The organism is Mesorhizobium sp. P2_E6 (genome assembly GCF_056403835.1).
Genome location: NZ_JBFUEQ010000006.1, coordinates 72,679 through 88,341, shown reverse-complemented (window position 1 = coordinate 88,341; position 15,663 = coordinate 72,679). Strand labels below are relative to the sequence as shown.

The following is a 15,663-nucleotide window of genomic DNA, read 5'->3' as shown; positions in this document are numbered from 1 at the left end:
TTGCCTCACTAATAAAGGCATGATGTTTTCCGACGCCTTCATGGCGATTGCCGATCCCAACCGGCGCCATCTTCTGGAAGAACTTCGCCGCGGCCCGAAAACCGTCAACGAGTTGGCTGCGGGTTTGCCTGTATCGCGCCCGGCCGTTTCGCAACATTTGAAAGTGCTGCTCGATGCCGGGCTGGTCAACGCCAAGGCCGAAGGCACCAGGCGCGTCTATACGGTGAGCAATCCCGGCTTCCTCAAACTCAACATCTGGCTCGATCAGTTCTGGGAAGCCTGACGGCCCCGCCGTATCGGCAACGCAGTTCAAGCTTCCTCGCGCAAGAAAGCGCCGAGCGCATCGAGCAGCTCGCCTGTGCCATGCTCGCGTGTGGCTGACGTATCGTGGCCGTCGAGGAAGGCGCCCTGTTCCGTCATCACAAGCCGCGTGCCATCGCCCTCGGCAAGCAGCTCGATCGTGGCCAGTGACACCGAGACACGGGTTTCGCCGAACAACAACTCATAGCTGTAGACGATGCGCTGGTCCGGCACGATGTCCTGATAGACAGCATTGAAAAAATGCATCTGGCCATCGCTCGGACAGCCGGCATTGACCTCCTTGCCGCCGATGCGGAAATCCATTTCATGCCTGCTGGGCACCGGATCGTGCGGATCGGCGAACCAGCGCCGTTTGGCCGCCGGATTGCTTAGCGCGAAGTAGACTTTTGCGGGCGACGCTGGGTAGCTGCGCTCGATGACGAAGGTGGAATGGACGACGGAACGCTCGGTCATGGGATTTTCCTCGATGGATGGATTGAATTCAGAGCATGATCCTCATCGATGGATCGTCAGGCACCGGCGGTCTCGGGCACGAATTCGGCAGCCAGATTGTCCAGCGCCGCGCTGAATCCGGCCTCGCTGCCGGCGATCATGTCCTTGTCGCCGAAGGCAACGATCTGGTCAGTCAGCACCAGCCACGTGGACGCACCGACCGGCTGAAACTCGATCGTGATCAGCGAGGCGGACAGCCGGTCCCACCCTTCGCAGACGAGCTCGGTCGAGACGATGCGCTGGTCAGGCACGATATCGACGTAGCGGTTTTCGACCCGGTAGATCAGACTGCCACGCGGACCGCAGCGGCTGACATCCAGCCCGCCGACGCGGAAATCGGCCTTGTCGTAGACCAGTTCGGCAGTCTTTGATGGCGTGCCCCAACGCATGCGGGCCTTCGGGTCGGCAAAGGCTTGGAACACGCGCGCCGGCACAGCGTCGTAGGTGCGCTCCAACACGATGGTCGAATGAATCACGGAACGTTCCGTCATAATTGCCTCCTTCAGCTTTTGTCCTTGGTCTCAGCCAGAAAATCGCCGAGCCGGTCCAGCCGGCGCTCCCAGACGAGACGCCGTTCATTGATCCAGTGTTCGGCTGCTCTCAGTGCCTTGGGTTCGATCTGGCAGGTGCGCACCCGACCGACCTTCTGCGTGCGCACGAGGCCGCTTGCCTCCAAAAGGTTCAGATGCTGGACGACGGCCGACAGCGACATCGCCAGCGGCTCGGCCAGTTGGCTTACCGAAGCCGGGCCGCGCGACAGCCGGTCGACCATCTGCCGCCGCGCCGGATCGGCGAGCGCCTGGAACATCAGATCGAGCTGGGCAGGATCGTGCAACATTGCGATCAGCCGTTGTTGTAGGGAAAGAACTTGAAGTAGGGCTGCGCCTCCTCGATCACGCGGGCGAAAGCGGAGCGCTGCACCAGGCGGTCATGGTATCGCTTCACGGCCGGGTATTTGTCGCCGAACGGCTCGACCTTGTTGGCGTAGAAGAGTGCGGGAGACGCCGAGCAATCGGCCATGCTGAAGGCGTCGCCCACCGCCCAGTTCTTCGTCTGCATCTCCTCTTCGACGATGGCGTAGGAATTGCGCAGCTGGGCGCGGGCCTGCTCGACGCCGAACGGATCGGCTTTATCCTGCGGCCGCAACCGGTCGCCGACGATCTTCTGCATCGGTTCCTGCACATAGAAATCATAGAAACGATCGGACTGCCGGACCGCCAGCGCCAGGTCGATGTCGGCCGGGACGAGGTCGACCGGCCCCGGATAGTGGGCGGCCAGGTATTCGACGACGATGGTCGATTCCAGCACCGTGCGGTCGCGCGCATCGTCGCGCAGGGCCGGCATCTTGCCGGTCGGCGAAATCTTCAGGAAGGCCGCGCGCGACTCGGTGTCGCCGAGATCGACGACAACCGGCGCGAACGGTATGCCGTTCTCATACAGCGCGATCAGCGGCTTCCAGCAGAAAGAGGCCAGCGGATGGAAATGAAGCGTCAGGGACATTTTTTGCTCGTCTGTTTCGAGATGCGCCAGTGGTCGGTGCCATGCTGCTTGCAGGATTAACACTGAAGCATTTACTTAACTATTGCGGCGAGCCTTGCTCGTCAAGGCCCGCGCAGGATGGCTCAATCGGCTTGAGCGTGGTCGACGATGGCGGCGACCATCACAGCCCAGTCGTCCGGGTGCAGCTCGTGGCCCCCACCTTCGATCCGAAGGATTTTCGCACCGGCGACGGTCTCGGTCAGTGCCTCCCCGTGCTCGACCGGAAAGATCGGATCGGTGGTGCCATGGATGACCAGCAGCGGCGCCGTCATCTCGCGCAGGCGCCCCTTCCATGCCTCGCCGCCCTTGACCATGAAGTGGTTCGTCGCGCTCAGCAAACCGCCGGATCGATCGTAATCCTGTTCGATGAAGGTCCGCATCCCGGTCTCGTCGAACGGATGTACGGTGCTTGCGATCGCCCGCGTATCCTTGACCATGAAATCGACCACCTGGCCACGGTCCGACCAATCGACTTTCGCGCCGTCGGCCGAATGCTTGATATAGGCATCGCTCGTTTGTGGCAGATGCGACGTGTCGATCCCCAGGGGCGAGCTGCTGATCACGGTCAGCGAAGCGACACGGGACCGGTGCTTGAGGCCCACGAGCTGGGCGATCATGCCGCCCATCGACATGCCGACGATATGCGCCTTGCCGACGCCGTGGTCGTCGAGAACACGCATCGCGTCGTCGGCCATGTCGTCGAATGTGTAGGGTGGCTCGCCCGGCGGATATTTGGTCGAACGGCCGGTATCGCGATTGTCATAGCGGATGACGAACAGGCCGCCATCGGCCAGTTTCCGGCACAGCGCCTCCGGCCACCAGAGCATCGAGGCCATCGATCCCATGATCAGCAACAGCGGCGGGTTTGCCGGATCGCCAAAGGCCTCGGATACGATCTTGGGGCGCTCAATAGTTGTCATGGCTCGGTCTCCTCCTCAGCAAACTGATTGCTTTTTGCAATCGGTTGCACGATAATAAAACTGATACGATAATGCAACCGGTTTTGCGGAGAAAATCTTATGAGCATGGATCGCCGGTCCGGATGCCCGATCAACCTGTCGCTCGAAGTGTTCGGCGACCGCTGGAGCCTGATCATCCTTCGCGACATGATTTTTGGCGGCAGGCGCCACTTTCGCGAGCTGCTCAACGGATCGATGGAGGGCATTGCCTCCAACATCCTCGCCGACCGGCTGAAGCGGCTGATGGGACTGGGCATGCTAACCAAGGCCGACGATCCCAGCCACAAGCAGAAGGCGATCTACAGCCTGACCGAGATGGCGATCACCCTCGTGCCGATCCTGGCCCACCTCGGCGCCTGGGGCCGTGTCTGGTTGCCGGTCAGCGCGGAACTCTCGATCCGCGCCGAGCTTCTGGAGAAGGGCGGGCCGCCGATGTGGGACAAGTTCATGGACGAGTTGCGCCACGAGCATCTCGGCATGCCGCTCGATACATCGGCTGGCCCTTCTGTCCGTGCGACCTTGCAGGCCGCCTATGAAGCCGTGGTCGCCAGCAAGGCCCCCGGCGCCAGCCCGGCCGCTTGACCAACATATTTTCCCGTTTGAGGCCCGGCTCTGCTAGAAGGGGCGGAAAATCACAATTCACGGGATTGGATAAGGTCTTGGTTGAGAACTCTCGGGATGCTGCCCGCGCGCGTGCTGACCTGCGTTTCAAGAAGCAGGAAGAGGCGGCAACCGTCCGCCAGAAGGCGATGGCCGAATACGTCGCCGAGAGCGACGCCCGCCAGGCCAAGACCAACAAGCTGCGGGCGCTGCGTCTCGCCAAGGAAGCGGAAGACCTTGCCAACGCACCGGTGGCACCCGCCAAGAAGCCTGCCCGCGCCAAAAAAAAATAGTGCTGCCGGCCGGCACGATCGACTGCCGGTCTGGAAGCTGCAAAATGGCAACGCCATATCCGGATCGTTCCATTCCACCTCTTAACGCGAAGCAATTTCAACCGAAACCGGGATTTTGCCGTGCCCGTTGACGGTTGATGATCGGCGCGTTTTCAAACAGGAGACTGCCATGACCGCGCTGCCGCTCGAAAAAGCCAGGCAAATCATCGATGCCGCCTTTGCCAGGGGCGCCGAACTCAAGCTCAAGCCGCTGGGCGTCTCGGTGCTTGATGCCGGCGGACATCTGGTCGCCTTCCAACGCCAGGACGGCGCCTCGTTCCTGCGCCCGCAAATGTCGGCCGGCAAGGCCTATGGCGCGCTCGCCATCGGCATGGGCTCGCGTCGCGTCGAGGCCTTCGCCAAGGAACGCCCGCATCTCGTCGCCGGCATCTCGGACGTGTCCGGCGGCCGCGTGCTGCCGGTCGTCGGCGGTGTGCTGATCCGCGACAAGGCCGGCGCCATCATCGGCGCCGTCGGCATTTCCGGCGATACGTCGGACAATGACGAAGCGGCGGCCATCGCCGGCATCGAAGCGGCCGGCTTCACTGCCGACCCGGGCTGAGCTTTAATATCACGGCCAAGGCTGCGTTGATATTCAGGACAGGCCGAGTCGAAAATGGTGGGTTCCGAGAACCGGAGCGGAGCGTACTTTTGGGTACGTGAGCACCGGAAGCGCAGGAGGCCGCCGTTTGCAGGCCGGCATCACCTGAAGATCAATGCAGCCTTAGTTCAGATTGATGTCTCTGCTCGCCGACCGCATCGACACCGCAAACCCCGCCAGCACGTCGAACAGCGCGATGACCATCAGCGTGAAGAAGATGGAATGTGCCGCGCCCTTCACCAGCAGGAACTCGACCAGGAACGCGACGAAGACCAGCGTCGACAACAGATGATCCATGATCGAGGCGCCGGTCGTGCGCGCCGACTTCACCATTTCGGCGAAAAGGGAAATCAGCCCGATCAGCACTATCAGGTCGCCGAGAGTCATCGAGAACACCCCGCCCGACATCATGCGGAAGGAGAAGATTTCGCTCGCCCACGGATCGTCGCCGCCGCCGAATATTCCGAGCAGGCCGAGATTGTAGAGCACGAATGGCACGATCAAAAGCGGGACGGCACCGAACATCTGGCGTCTCCATATGGGGGCAATCTCTGTAGAATGCGCCACAGGCACGCCGTCAAGAATTTTCGTAAAATGCCACGAACACGGTCGAAGACCGGATGCAACAACCATGTCAGCCCCCGGCGCAACGATCCTGATGAATATCGCCCACGCCAGGCATTTCGCGTTTGGCATAGGGTAAGCGGCCAAGCGCCAACGCAGGCCGCCCGATTATCGGCCCACCCAACGCAAAAGACCGGCCACCGGCCGGTCTTTCGAATGCTCAATACGTCGAAAAGCTGGTCTCAGCTTTCCTTGGGCGTCAACACCTGGCGGCCGCGATACATGCCGGTCTTCAGGTCGATGTGGTGCGGACGGCGCATTTCGCCGGAATTCTTGTCCTCAACATAGGTCGGGGCCTTGAGGGCGTCGGCCGAGCGGCGCATGCCGCGCTTGGACGGAGAGGTTTTTCGTTTCGGAACGGCCATGGATATGCTCCATTACATGGTCAAAAAGCCCCGCCCGCCCTCGTGAAAGGGCCGTGTCGGGGCCGGAATCTGAGAAAGTCGGGTGCCTATACACGCCCTACGCCGTTTTGGCCAGCACTGCCGCGAATTTTTTTGAGCTGGCTACTGCAGACACCCGACATACGCACCGGAGCGGCCGGCCCGCCGCTCGATCAGGTTCGCAAGCCGTCTCAGGCCCGGCCCGGGCTTTGCCGGATTGCGGGCGATCGGATTTGGCAGGGAGACGGCGAGCAGGGCGGCCTGCCGTCGCGACAATTGTTTTGCCGAAACGCCGAAATGGTGCTGTGCGGCGGCTTCGATGCCATAGATGCCCGGCCCCCACTCGGCGATGTTGAGATAGATCTCCATGATGCGCCGTTTCGACATCACGGCGTCGAAATAGACGGCCAGCGGCAATTCGACCACCTTGCGCACCGAGCCCAGCGGTCGTGACCAGAGAAAGAGGTTCTTGACCGTCTGCATGGTGATGGTCGAGGCGCCGCGCGTTGCTTCGCCGGCCAGCGCATCGTCGACGACGCCCCTCAGTTCGCCGAGATCGACGCCGCGATGAAAGCAGAACTGCCCGTCCTCCGACATGATGACCGAATTGGCCAGCACAGGTGCGACGTCGTCGATCGACACCCAGCGGCGGTCATAACCCGAGAATGTCGCCAGGTCCTTCAGCATCAGCGTCGAGACCGGATGCACGAAGGACGGCAGATAGAGGAACGTCAGCACCGTTGGTATGAGCGCCAGCACCGCGGCCACGACGATGCCGCGCCGGACCGAGCGCTTGAGACCGCGGCGGTTCACGCTCCGCGATCTGGTCGCCATGTCCAGCTTTTCGGTTTCATGATCGACGATCGGTTCCGCCAAGCCGCCCAACCCGTACTTCTCCCTGCTCCGGCATAATGGCGCTTGGCTTCTTGCGCAACGTCTGAGTGTCGGCTACCGGTCCCGACCATGACGAATGAGGACGAAATGGCGTTCGAAATGGCGCTCATCAGACGGGCAGCCGCCGTCGAGGTGCTGCTGCGGCGGTTGCTCGACGACCGCGCGCTTTCGGGCGAGATCACGCGGCCCGACCGCCTGATGGCGGCGATGCGCCACGGCGTGCTCAACGGCGGCAAGCGCCTGCGCCCTTTCCTGGTCATGGAAGGTGCCGCCCTTTTTTCCTCCGATGGCGAGGCGGCACTGCGCGTCGCGGCCGCCCTTGAATGCGTGCATTGCTATTCGCTGATCCACGATGATCTGCCCGCCATGGACGACGATGACCTGCGGCGCGGCCTGCCGACGGTGCACAAGGCGTTCGACGAGGCAACCGCCATCCTGGCCGGCGATGCCTTGCTGACGTTGGCCTTCGACATCATCGCCGACGAGGCGACCATGCTGCCAGCGGAGCGGCGCGCAGCCCTGGTGCTGGCGCTGGCCCGCGCGGCCGGGGCCGGCGGCATGGTCGGCGGCCAGAAGCTCGACCTCGAGGCCGAACAGGCGCCGCCGGACGAGGCCGGCATCATCCGGCTGCAGGCTATGAAGACCGGCGCGCTGATCCGCTTCGCCTGCGAAGCGGGGGCGCTGGTCGCCGGCGCCCCGGCCGAGGACCGCGAGCGGCTGGCCGAATTCGGCTCGGCGATCGGCCTTGCCTTCCAGCTTGCCGACGACCTGCTCGACCTGACCGCCGATGCCAGCCAGATGGGCAAGGCAACCGGCAAGGATGCAGCCGCCGGAAAGGCGACGCTGGTGGCGCTGCACGGCGCGAACTGGGCGCGCAGCCAGCTTCACGGCCTCGTCGACCAGGCGCATGAATTGCTCGCGCCTTACGGGGAGCAGGCGGCGCTGCTGAAAGAAGCGGCGACATTCGTGGCGACCCGTAACAACTGACGCTGGCCAGCCAGGACGTCGGCGCGATCGGATTGCGAAATCCGTCGCCACCGGCTCCAGACAATGGGGACCCGCGACGCACAAGGAGGTGGCACCCTCGCCACTGCTTTCAACTTTGCAAACAACCGCTCGGTTTGCCGATTGCGCAGGCCACCCAGCGGCGATCCCTTAAATGTGATCCAACCGATCCTACCTGCGGAGCTCCGGCCCCCTACAATTTGAAGAGGCGCTTATGCGACGGCTTCATGGTCAGGCAGGTACGGACATATGGTTACCCTTACGGTCAACGGACAATTGCGCACGGTCGATGTACCGGAGGACATGCCGCTTCTGTGGGTGCTGCGCGACCATCTCAATCTGGTCGGCACCAAATATGGTTGCGGCATCGCCCAATGCGGCGTTTGCACGGTGCATGTGGCCGGCAAGCCTGTGCGTTCCTGCCAACTGACCATTGGCGATGTCGGCACCCGCGCCGTCGTCACCATTGAAGGGATCGGCAACACGCCCAATGGCGCCAAGGTCCAGCAGGCCTGGATGGAAGCCGAAGTGCCGCAATGCGGCTATTGCCAGGCCGGCCAGATCATGTCGGCCACGGCGCTGCTGGACAGCAACCCGCAACCCGACGATTCCGACATTGACGCGGCCATGGCGGGCAATCTCTGCCGCTGCGGGACCTATATCCGCATCCGCCGAGCAATCAAGAACGCCGCCGCCAAACCAGCCTGACCATGCAGAAAATCATCGGCATTGTCTTTGCTGTCATTGTCATCGCAGCGCTTGGTTTCACCGGCTGGCTGTTTCTCGGCCGCGATCCGATGTCCTTTGCCGGCGGCTCGACCGTGGCGCTGGCGGATTACCATGGCGCCGATATCACCGGTGTACCGGCCCAGCTCGCCGGTGCCGATATGATCAAGCGCGGCGAATACCTTACGCATGCCGCGGACTGCCAGGCCTGCCATACCGCGCCGGGCGGCGCGCCTTTCTCGGGCGGTTTCGCCTTCAACATGCCGTTCGGCACGATCTATTCCACCAACATCACACCGGACAAGCAAACCGGCATTGGCAACTACACTGACGCGCAGTTCCTGGCCGCTGTGCACAAGGGCATTCGCGCCGATGGCGAAAAGCTCTATCCCGCCATGCCCTACAGCTCCTACACCTACATGACCGACGCCGACGCGCTGGCCATCAAGGCGTACCTCTTCTCGCTGGCGCCGGTACAGGCCCCAACAAGGCAAGACCAGCTTTCCTGGCCCTTCAGCCAGCGCAGCCTGCTGGTGCTCTGGGATGTCATGTTCAATCCCGACAATCGTTTCCGCCCCAACGCCGGCCAGAGCCCGCAATGGAACAGAGGCGCCTATCTTGCCGAGGCATTGGGCCATTGCGGCGAATGCCATACACCGCGCAACCTGGCCTATGGGCTGGACAATCACGGCAAATTCGCCGGCGCGCTCACCGCGGGCTGGCGCGCCTACAACATCACCGACGACAAGGCTTCAGGCATCGGCGACTGGAGCGACCAGGATCTCTATTCCTATCTTTCCACCGGTCATGCCAACGGTCATGGCGGCGCTGCTGGGCCGATGGGTGAGGCCACCGATGACAGCCTGAGCTATCTGTTGCCCGACGACACCCATGCCTTGATGGCGTACCTGCGCAGCATACCCGCCCATGCGAGTGATCTGCCCCGCACTGTCACGACCGCGGCGCCGGCGTCGTACAAGGAGGGTGTGGCGGCGGATGTCAATTCGCGTGGTGAAAAGATCTTCGCCGGCGCCTGCGCCAGCTGCCACGACTGGACCGGCGTGAGCCCGGTCACCGGCTATGCCACTCTGACCGGCGTGCGCGCGGTAAACGACCCTAGTGCCACCAATGTGGCGCAGACGATCATCAATGGCGTCAACCGCCAGACCGGCGAAGGCACGATCTTCATGCCAGCCTTTGGTGAAGGCTATTCGGACGACGACATCGCGGCCGTGGCCAACTATGTCACCGCCCGGTTTGGTGCCGAAGGCTCGCACTTGGCAGGCAAGGATGTGGCCGGTCTGCGAAAGCAGGCGGCCCAGCAATTTAAGGAAGCACCCAATGGCTGACATTCAGTCCAACTTTGCCCAGTCCGATGCCTATCTCTCGGCGCTGATACGCGAGGTCCGTTCGGTCCCGCCGACCAGTGCGTCGGTGACAGTGGGACGACGCACCTTCTTCAAGTTGGCCGGCGCGGGCGTAGCGGGGCTGGTGCTGGGCTTTCACCTTGGAGACGCAGCGTTCGCGGCGGATGGTGCGAACGTCGATACGGCAAGCACCAAGGACCAGGCGATGAACGCTTTCATCCGTATCGCCCCGGACAACACGATCACAATTTATTCCAAATGCCCGGAGATCGGCCAGGGCATCAAGACCTCCTTCGGCGTCATCATTGCCGATGAACTCGACGCCGATTGGAACCACGTCGTGATGGAGCAGGCGGACATCAATCCCAAGGTCTATGGCAGTCAAGGCGCGGGCGGTTCGACATCCATCCCGCATGCCTGGGACCAGCTGCGTCAGGCCGGTGCCGGCGCCAAGGCGATGCTCATCGCCGCAGCGGCCGGGCAATGGAAGGTGGACCCGTCGCAGATCACCGCCAGGGACTCGATCTTGACCCATGCCGCCAGCGGTCGGTCCGCAACCTATGGGTCACTTGCCGCCGCGGCGTCGAAAATGCCAGTGCCCGATCCCAAGAGCTTGACGCTGAAGGTTCGCGCCGAGTATCGCTTGATAGGCAAGCGCTATCGCGGTGTTGACGATCCCAAGGTCGTCAGTGGCCAGCCGCTGTTCGGCATCGATGTTCAACTCCCCGGCATGGTCTATGCGACCTACACCAAATGTCCGGCGGCGGGCGGCAAGGTCAAATCCTTCAACATCGACGAGATCAAGGCGCAACGCGGCGTGCTCGACGCCTTCGCCGTGGACGGCACGGGCATGGCGGTCGAAGTGATGCCGGGCGTGGCTATCGTCGCCAGGGACACCTGGAGCGCTTTCCAGGCCAAGAACAAGCTTCAGGTGGATTGGGACCTGAGCATGGCCTCGAAAGACTCCACGTCGCAATTCTCGGCCCAGGCCAGGAAGCTGGCGACAAATTTCCCGGAAAAGCCCGACGACAATGTCGGCGACGTGGACAGGGCCTTGGGCAATGCCGCCAAGACCGTGGAGGCCTATTACGAGTATCCTTTCGCCGCCCATGTGCCGCTTGAACCGATGAACACCACGGCGCACTACCATGACGGGGTGATGGAGATGTGGGTGCCTACCCAACAGCCCGATCGTGGCTTGCCGCTGATTGCAAAGGCTGCAGACATTCCGCCGGAGAAAGTCGTGATGCACCAGACCCGCGTCGGCGGCGGCTTCGGACGGCGGCTGGTCAATGACTATGCCTGCGAGGCGGCGGCTATCGCCAAGAAGGTCAGTGCCCCGGTCAAGCTGCAATGGACCCGCGAAGACGATTTCGCCCACGATTTCTACCGGCCCGCCGGCTACCATCAGTTCAAGGGCGCGATCGACAGAGGCGGCAGGCTCGACGCCTGGCAGGAACATTTCATCACCTTCACCGCCGACGGCAAGAAGGAAGCCACGGGCGCCAACCTCACCGACAATCTGAGATATTCGATCAAGGCGCCCAATCTGCGCCGCGCCAAGACAATGTTCCCCTTGAAGATTCCCACCGGAGCGTGGCGCGCGCCGGGCGACAATGCCCAGGTCTTCGCTGCCCAGAGCTTCATGCACGAACTGTCGCTCGCTTCCGGCCGCGATCATGTCGATTTCCTTATCGACGCCGTGAACCGCGACGTGCCTGATCTGGCGCCCAAGGACAAAAGCGTCAACTTCAGCCCCAAGCGGGCCACCGACGTGATCAGGATGTGCTCCGAGAAGGCCGGGTGGGGCAAGAAGTTGGCGAATGGGAGCGGTTTGGGCCTGGCCTGGTGCTATTCCCACGCCGGCCATGTCGCACAGTCGATTGAGATCAGCGTGGACACCGACAAGCGGATCAAGATCGCGCGCATCGTGGTGGTGCTCGATGTCGGCCCCATCATTGACATGGCAGGGTCCGAAGCCCAGGCGCAGGGAGCGTCGACCGACGCACTCTCAACGGCCATGGGTCTCAAGATCAACATCGAAAACGGCCGCGTGCAGGAGCAGAATTACAATGCCTATCCGATCCTGCGCATGCCTTTCGCACCAATGACGATCGATGCCTATTTCATCCAGTCGGACAATCCACCGACCGGCATGGGCGAACCTGCTTTCCCGGCGCTTGCGCCCGCGCTGGGCAACGCCATCTTCGCCGCCACCGGAGAGCGCGTGCGCCGACTGCCATTGCGCGATCTGGGCTACTCGCTGGCGGTCTGAAAGATCAATCGATGTTCAAGCGCTTCCAGCCACCTTGATCTTCATCTCTTCTTCGCCGCGCACCATTTTGGTCACAGCGGCGAAGTCGAGCTTGCCGGAACCGAGGACCGGCACTTTTGCAACGGCGCGGACTTCGGCCGGCACCATCAGGTCCATGGCGCCGTTCGCCTTGGCGAAGGTCAGGAATTCGGCGCGCGTGGCGTTGGCGGCCTCGGTGATCAGGATCAGCTTTTCGCCCTTGCGCGCATCCGGTACAGTGGCGACCGCTGAGAGCGAGCCTTTCCACAATTCGCCAGCCAGCGCCTCGATAGCAGCCAGCGATATCATCTCGCCGCCGATCTTGGCAAAGCGCTTGGCCCGGCCGCGAATGGTGATGAAGCCGACGTCGTCGACGGCGACGACGTCTCCGGTGTCATGCCAGCCGTCTTCGAGTGGTTCGAGCACACCGGGCTTCTCGGCCCTGAGATAGCCGGCCATGACATTGGGCCCACGCACGAAAAGCCGTCCGCCATCGTCGACACCGGGTACCGGATCGAGGCGATATTCCATGCCGGGCATGATTTTGCCGACGGTTCCGGAGCGGTTGTACATCGGCGTGTTGATCGAGATCACAGGTGCTGTTTCGGTGACGCCGTAACCCTCGAGGATGCGCACGCCGAACTTCTCCATATAGGTCATGCGCGTCGCTGCCTTGACCGGCTCCGCGCCAGCAAAGCAATAACGTATCGAGCGGAAGTCATAGGGGTGCGCGGTGCGCGCATAGCCGGCGAGGAACGTGTCGGTGCCGAAGATGATCGTCGCGTTCGAGGCGTAGATCAGTTCCGGCACGATGCGGTAGTGCAGCGGCGAGGGGTAGAAATAGACCGGCACGCCGGAGATCAGCGGCAGCACCGTGCCCGCCGTCATGCCGAACGAATGGAAGATCGGCAACACGTTGAACACCTTGTCGCCCGAATGGAAGTCGATGCGCGAGGCGGCCTGGGCGGCATTGGCCAGGATGTTGCGGTGGGTGAGCACGACGCCCTTCGGCGTGCCTTCCGAACCCGAGGTGAACAGGATCACCGCGGCATCGTCGGGCTTGCGCGGCGCGCGTGGCGTGCTCTTGCGCAGCAAGCCGAGCAGCTTGTCCCTGAGGCCGACGGACCCGCGCAAATCGTCGAGCCAGACGATGTCGACCGAGCGGCCGATTTCCTCGACCACCGCACCGAGCTTTGCCTGTTCGACAAAGGCGCGAGAAGTGAGCACGGTGCGCACTTCGGCGGCCTTGCAGGCGGACAGGATGTTTGCCGCACCGGCGGTGAAGTTCATCATCGCCGGAACCTTGCCGGCCGACATGACGCCGAGCAGCGTCGCGCAGGAGCCGTTGGCGTTCGGCAGCATGATGCCGAGCGTCTGCTGGCCGGCATAGAGATTCTGGAATTTCTCGCCGAGCACCGCAGCGGCCGTGAGCAGCTTTCCGTAGCTCAGCGAACCGGTGACCGGATCCTGCACGGCGAGCTCTCTCATGCCGCGTTCGTTTGCCGTCTGGATGATCTTTTCCAGCACCGTCTTGTCGATGTCCTGGGTACGGAAGACGAGGTCCGACATCACCTGATAGAGGGCGGCGCCCGCCGCGGCGCGGCGCTTGCGGCCCTTTAGGTCTTGCAGCACTTCCAGCTTTACCGGCTCAAGGATGGTCACCTTGACCTTCGGGAACAGCCGGCGGCGCACATGCTGGGAGGTCAGCCGTGAAAAATAGCTTTTCTCCAGCCCGTCGATGCGCACCGGTACGACCATCGAACCGGTCTTGTCGGCGACCATGGCGGCGCCGTCATAAACCTTCATCAGGCCGCCGGTGACGGTGATGCGGCCTTCCGGGAAGATGACAAGCGGGTCGCCGCCCTGAACGATCTTGATCAGCGTGCGGGTCGACATCGGCTTGGATGGGTTGAGCGGCAGCGCGCGGGCGAGTTTCATGAACGGCTTCATCCACCAGGCCTGGGCGATGGTGTGGTCGATGGCGAAGACCGGCTCCTCATCGGTCAGGGTCAAGGCCAGGGGACCGTCGAGGAAGCTGACATGGTTGAGCGCCAGGATCGGCGCTTTGCCTGCCGCCTTGAGGTTCTCCATGCCCTCGACTTCCAGCCGATGGAAAGCGCGGAACAGAATGGAGACAAAATCACGGAAAGCGTTGGTCGGCAGGTATTTCAGCATCAGCCAGGCGGCGATGGCGTTGGCCGCAGCAAGGCCGAACAGGATGGCTCCGGTGGAGACGCCGGCTGACTGGATCGCGGCGACGAGTATGCCGCCGACCGTCATGAAGCCTGCGTTGACGATGCTGACGGCGGCGACGACGCGGGCACGACTCGCTTCGGGCGACCATGCCTGCACGGCAGCAAAGGTCGGCACCACGAGGAAGGCGCTGGCAATCGCCATGCCGGCGAGGTCGATCGCAACATGGATCGTGTTTGGCCCGGCGAAGAACAGGGCAAGGGTCTCAGTCCTGGGCGAAGGCTGCATGCTCCAGATGGTCCAGGCCAGGTCCAGTCCAAACAGCGCCAGCAGCGCCGTGCCGACCGGTGCAGGCAACAGCACGATGCGTCCCTGCGACATCCACGCGGCAATGGCCGAGCCAATGGCGATCGAAACGGCGAACACCGCGAGATAGGCAGTCACGGCGATCTCGTTGCCGCCGAGCGAATCCTTGATCAAGGTCGGCAGGATCGAAAGAACGATGGCGCCGATCAGCCAGAACCAGGACGTCATCAGCCCGGCGCGCCAGATCCGCTTGTCGCCACGCAATCCGTTGACCTGCCGCCAGGTCGAGCGAAAGACGTTTTTGTCGATGACGAGGTCGGGGGCGGCAGAACCGGTGGACGGGATGTAGCGGCTGACGATCCAGCAACTCACGGCGAGGATCATCATGATCGGCCCGAAGACCGAGACGCCTATGCCATCGGCCGAGACGATGCCGCCGGCGATGGTGCCACCGAGGATGGCGGCGAAGGTCGCCGATTCGATCCAGGCGTTGGCGCCGGGCAATTCCTTGCGCTCGAGATGATCCGGCAAGATGCCGTACTTGATCGGTCCGAACAGCGCCGAGATGATGCCGAACATCAACAACGCCACCATCAGCACCGGTATCGACGACAGCGCGATGCCGACGACCGCGACGCCAGCAGCGGCGATCTCGGTGAATTTCAGCCGACGGGCGATGAGGGCCTTGTCGAAGCGGTCGGCGATCTCGCCGCCAAGGGCTGACAAGAGCAGGAAGGGAGCCATGAAGACGGCACCGGCCAGGGTGACCAGTGATGCCGCCTTGTCCGCCGCCAGCGTGAACAGAATAAGGAACACCAGCGTGTTCTTCAGGAAATTGTCGTTGAAGGCAGACAGGAACTGCGTCCAGAAGAGAGGCGCAAAGCGCCGTGTCATCATCAGATGACTGTTCGTATGATTGTTCGGAGCGATGTCCATGGCGGCGACTTCCATTGGGCAAGGCCGTTGAAGTCCTGGTCCGATTAGTCAACGGTCTTACGCGGTTTGAGCGTAGTGGTAGCGGAAACCCG

At 62.7% G+C, this 15,663-nt stretch carries 17 protein-coding genes; 8 read left to right on the top strand and 9 right to left on the bottom strand.

Annotated features, from left to right (window positions below):
* The first annotated feature begins 19 nt into the window (after window positions 1–19).
* Window positions 20–283 carry an ArsR/SmtB family transcription factor gene (locus AC1D08_RS16375; protein ID WP_095089373.1) on the top strand — a complete coding sequence of 88 codons (264 nt, stop codon included), beginning with the start codon at window positions 20–22 and terminating at the stop codon, window positions 281–283.
* A 26-nt stretch (window positions 284–309) separates the two neighbouring features.
* Here the strand turns inward: AC1D08_RS16375 and AC1D08_RS16370 are convergent, their stop codons facing one another.
* The 5 genes from AC1D08_RS16370 to AC1D08_RS16350 all read right to left on the bottom strand — a co-directional run bounded on the left by AC1D08_RS16370 (window position 310) and on the right by AC1D08_RS16350 (window position 3,272).
* Window positions 310–774, bottom strand: a complete 465-nt coding sequence (locus tag AC1D08_RS16370; RefSeq protein ID WP_095089374.1) for an SRPBCC family protein — start codon at window positions 772–774, stop codon at window positions 310–312.
* A 56-nt stretch (window positions 775–830) separates the two neighbouring features.
* Window positions 831–1,304 (bottom strand): SRPBCC family protein, encoded by a 474-nt coding sequence (locus AC1D08_RS16365; protein ID WP_457150461.1) that lies wholly within the window; start codon window positions 1,302–1,304, stop codon window positions 831–833.
* Window positions 1,305–1,315: 11 nt separating this feature from the next.
* Entirely contained in the window at window positions 1,316–1,651 is a 336-nt protein-coding gene (locus AC1D08_RS16360) for an ArsR/SmtB family transcription factor (RefSeq protein ID WP_095089377.1), read from the bottom strand.
* Window positions 1,652–1,656: 5 nt separating this feature from the next.
* A complete protein-coding gene (locus AC1D08_RS16355; RefSeq protein WP_457150460.1) occupies window positions 1,657–2,313 on the bottom strand; it encodes a glutathione S-transferase family protein in 657 nt (218 codons plus the stop codon).
* A gap of 122 nt (window positions 2,314–2,435) precedes the next feature.
* A complete protein-coding gene (locus AC1D08_RS16350; protein ID WP_477423560.1) occupies window positions 2,436–3,272 on the bottom strand; it encodes an alpha/beta fold hydrolase in 837 nt (278 codons plus the stop codon).
* A 99-nt stretch (window positions 3,273–3,371) separates the two neighbouring features.
* Here AC1D08_RS16350 and AC1D08_RS16345 point away from each other — a divergent pair, with 99 nt between their 5' ends.
* The 3 genes from AC1D08_RS16345 (at window position 3,372) to AC1D08_RS16335 (ending at window position 4,805) form a co-directional block, all read left to right on the top strand.
* Window positions 3,372–3,893 (top strand): winged helix-turn-helix transcriptional regulator, encoded by a 522-nt coding sequence (locus AC1D08_RS16345; protein ID WP_457150458.1) that lies wholly within the window; start codon window positions 3,372–3,374, stop codon window positions 3,891–3,893.
* A 77-nt stretch (window positions 3,894–3,970) separates the two neighbouring features.
* Window positions 3,971–4,204: a hypothetical protein gene (locus AC1D08_RS16340; RefSeq protein ID WP_457150457.1), complete on the top strand. Its 234-nt coding sequence runs from the start codon at window positions 3,971–3,973 to the stop codon at window positions 4,202–4,204.
* 169 nt (window positions 4,205–4,373) lie between these two features.
* Complete coding sequence (locus tag AC1D08_RS16335; RefSeq protein WP_457150456.1) at window positions 4,374–4,805, top strand: GlcG/HbpS family heme-binding protein; 432 nt, start codon at window positions 4,374–4,376, stop codon at window positions 4,803–4,805.
* Window positions 4,806–4,967: 162 nt separating this feature from the next.
* Here the strand turns inward: AC1D08_RS16335 and AC1D08_RS16330 are convergent, their stop codons facing one another.
* The 3 genes from AC1D08_RS16330 to AC1D08_RS16320 all read right to left on the bottom strand — a co-directional run bounded on the left by AC1D08_RS16330 (window position 4,968) and on the right by AC1D08_RS16320 (window position 6,736).
* On the bottom strand, window positions 4,968–5,369 hold the full coding sequence (locus AC1D08_RS16330) for a hypothetical protein (RefSeq protein WP_095089382.1): 402 nt from the start codon (window positions 5,367–5,369) through the stop codon (window positions 4,968–4,970).
* A 281-nt stretch (window positions 5,370–5,650) separates the two neighbouring features.
* A complete protein-coding gene (gene rpmF, locus AC1D08_RS16325) occupies window positions 5,651–5,833 on the bottom strand; it encodes a 50S ribosomal protein L32 (RefSeq protein WP_008834724.1) in 183 nt (60 codons plus the stop codon).
* 141 nt (window positions 5,834–5,974) lie between these two features.
* Complete coding sequence (locus tag AC1D08_RS16320) at window positions 5,975–6,736, bottom strand: biosynthetic peptidoglycan transglycosylase (RefSeq protein WP_457150454.1); 762 nt, start codon at window positions 6,734–6,736, stop codon at window positions 5,975–5,977.
* A 78-nt stretch (window positions 6,737–6,814) separates the two neighbouring features.
* Between AC1D08_RS16320 and AC1D08_RS16315 the strand changes: the two genes are divergently transcribed.
* The 4 genes from AC1D08_RS16315 (at window position 6,815) to AC1D08_RS16300 (ending at window position 12,118) form a co-directional block, all read left to right on the top strand.
* Window positions 6,815–7,732 (top strand): polyprenyl synthetase family protein, encoded by a 918-nt coding sequence (locus AC1D08_RS16315; RefSeq protein WP_457150453.1) that lies wholly within the window; start codon window positions 6,815–6,817, stop codon window positions 7,730–7,732.
* Between the two features lie 267 nt (window positions 7,733–7,999).
* Entirely contained in the window at window positions 8,000–8,458 is a 459-nt protein-coding gene (locus AC1D08_RS16310) for a (2Fe-2S)-binding protein (RefSeq protein ID WP_457150452.1), read from the top strand.
* 2 nt (window positions 8,459–8,460) lie between these two features.
* Window positions 8,461–9,825, top strand: a complete 1,365-nt coding sequence (locus tag AC1D08_RS16305; RefSeq protein ID WP_457150451.1) for a c-type cytochrome — start codon at window positions 8,461–8,463, stop codon at window positions 9,823–9,825.
* Window positions 9,818–12,118, top strand: coding sequence for a xanthine dehydrogenase family protein molybdopterin-binding subunit (locus AC1D08_RS16300; RefSeq protein ID WP_477423558.1), 2,301 nt, complete (start codon window positions 9,818–9,820; stop codon window positions 12,116–12,118). Before AC1D08_RS16305 ends, AC1D08_RS16300 begins: the two co-directional genes overlap by 8 nt.
* Window positions 12,119–12,133: 15 nt before the next feature.
* Here the strand turns inward: AC1D08_RS16300 and AC1D08_RS16295 are convergent, their stop codons facing one another.
* Window positions 12,134–15,571, bottom strand: coding sequence for an acyl-[ACP]--phospholipid O-acyltransferase (locus AC1D08_RS16295; RefSeq protein ID WP_477423556.1), 3,438 nt, complete (start codon window positions 15,569–15,571; stop codon window positions 12,134–12,136).
* Window positions 15,572–15,663: the final 92 nt, after the last annotated feature.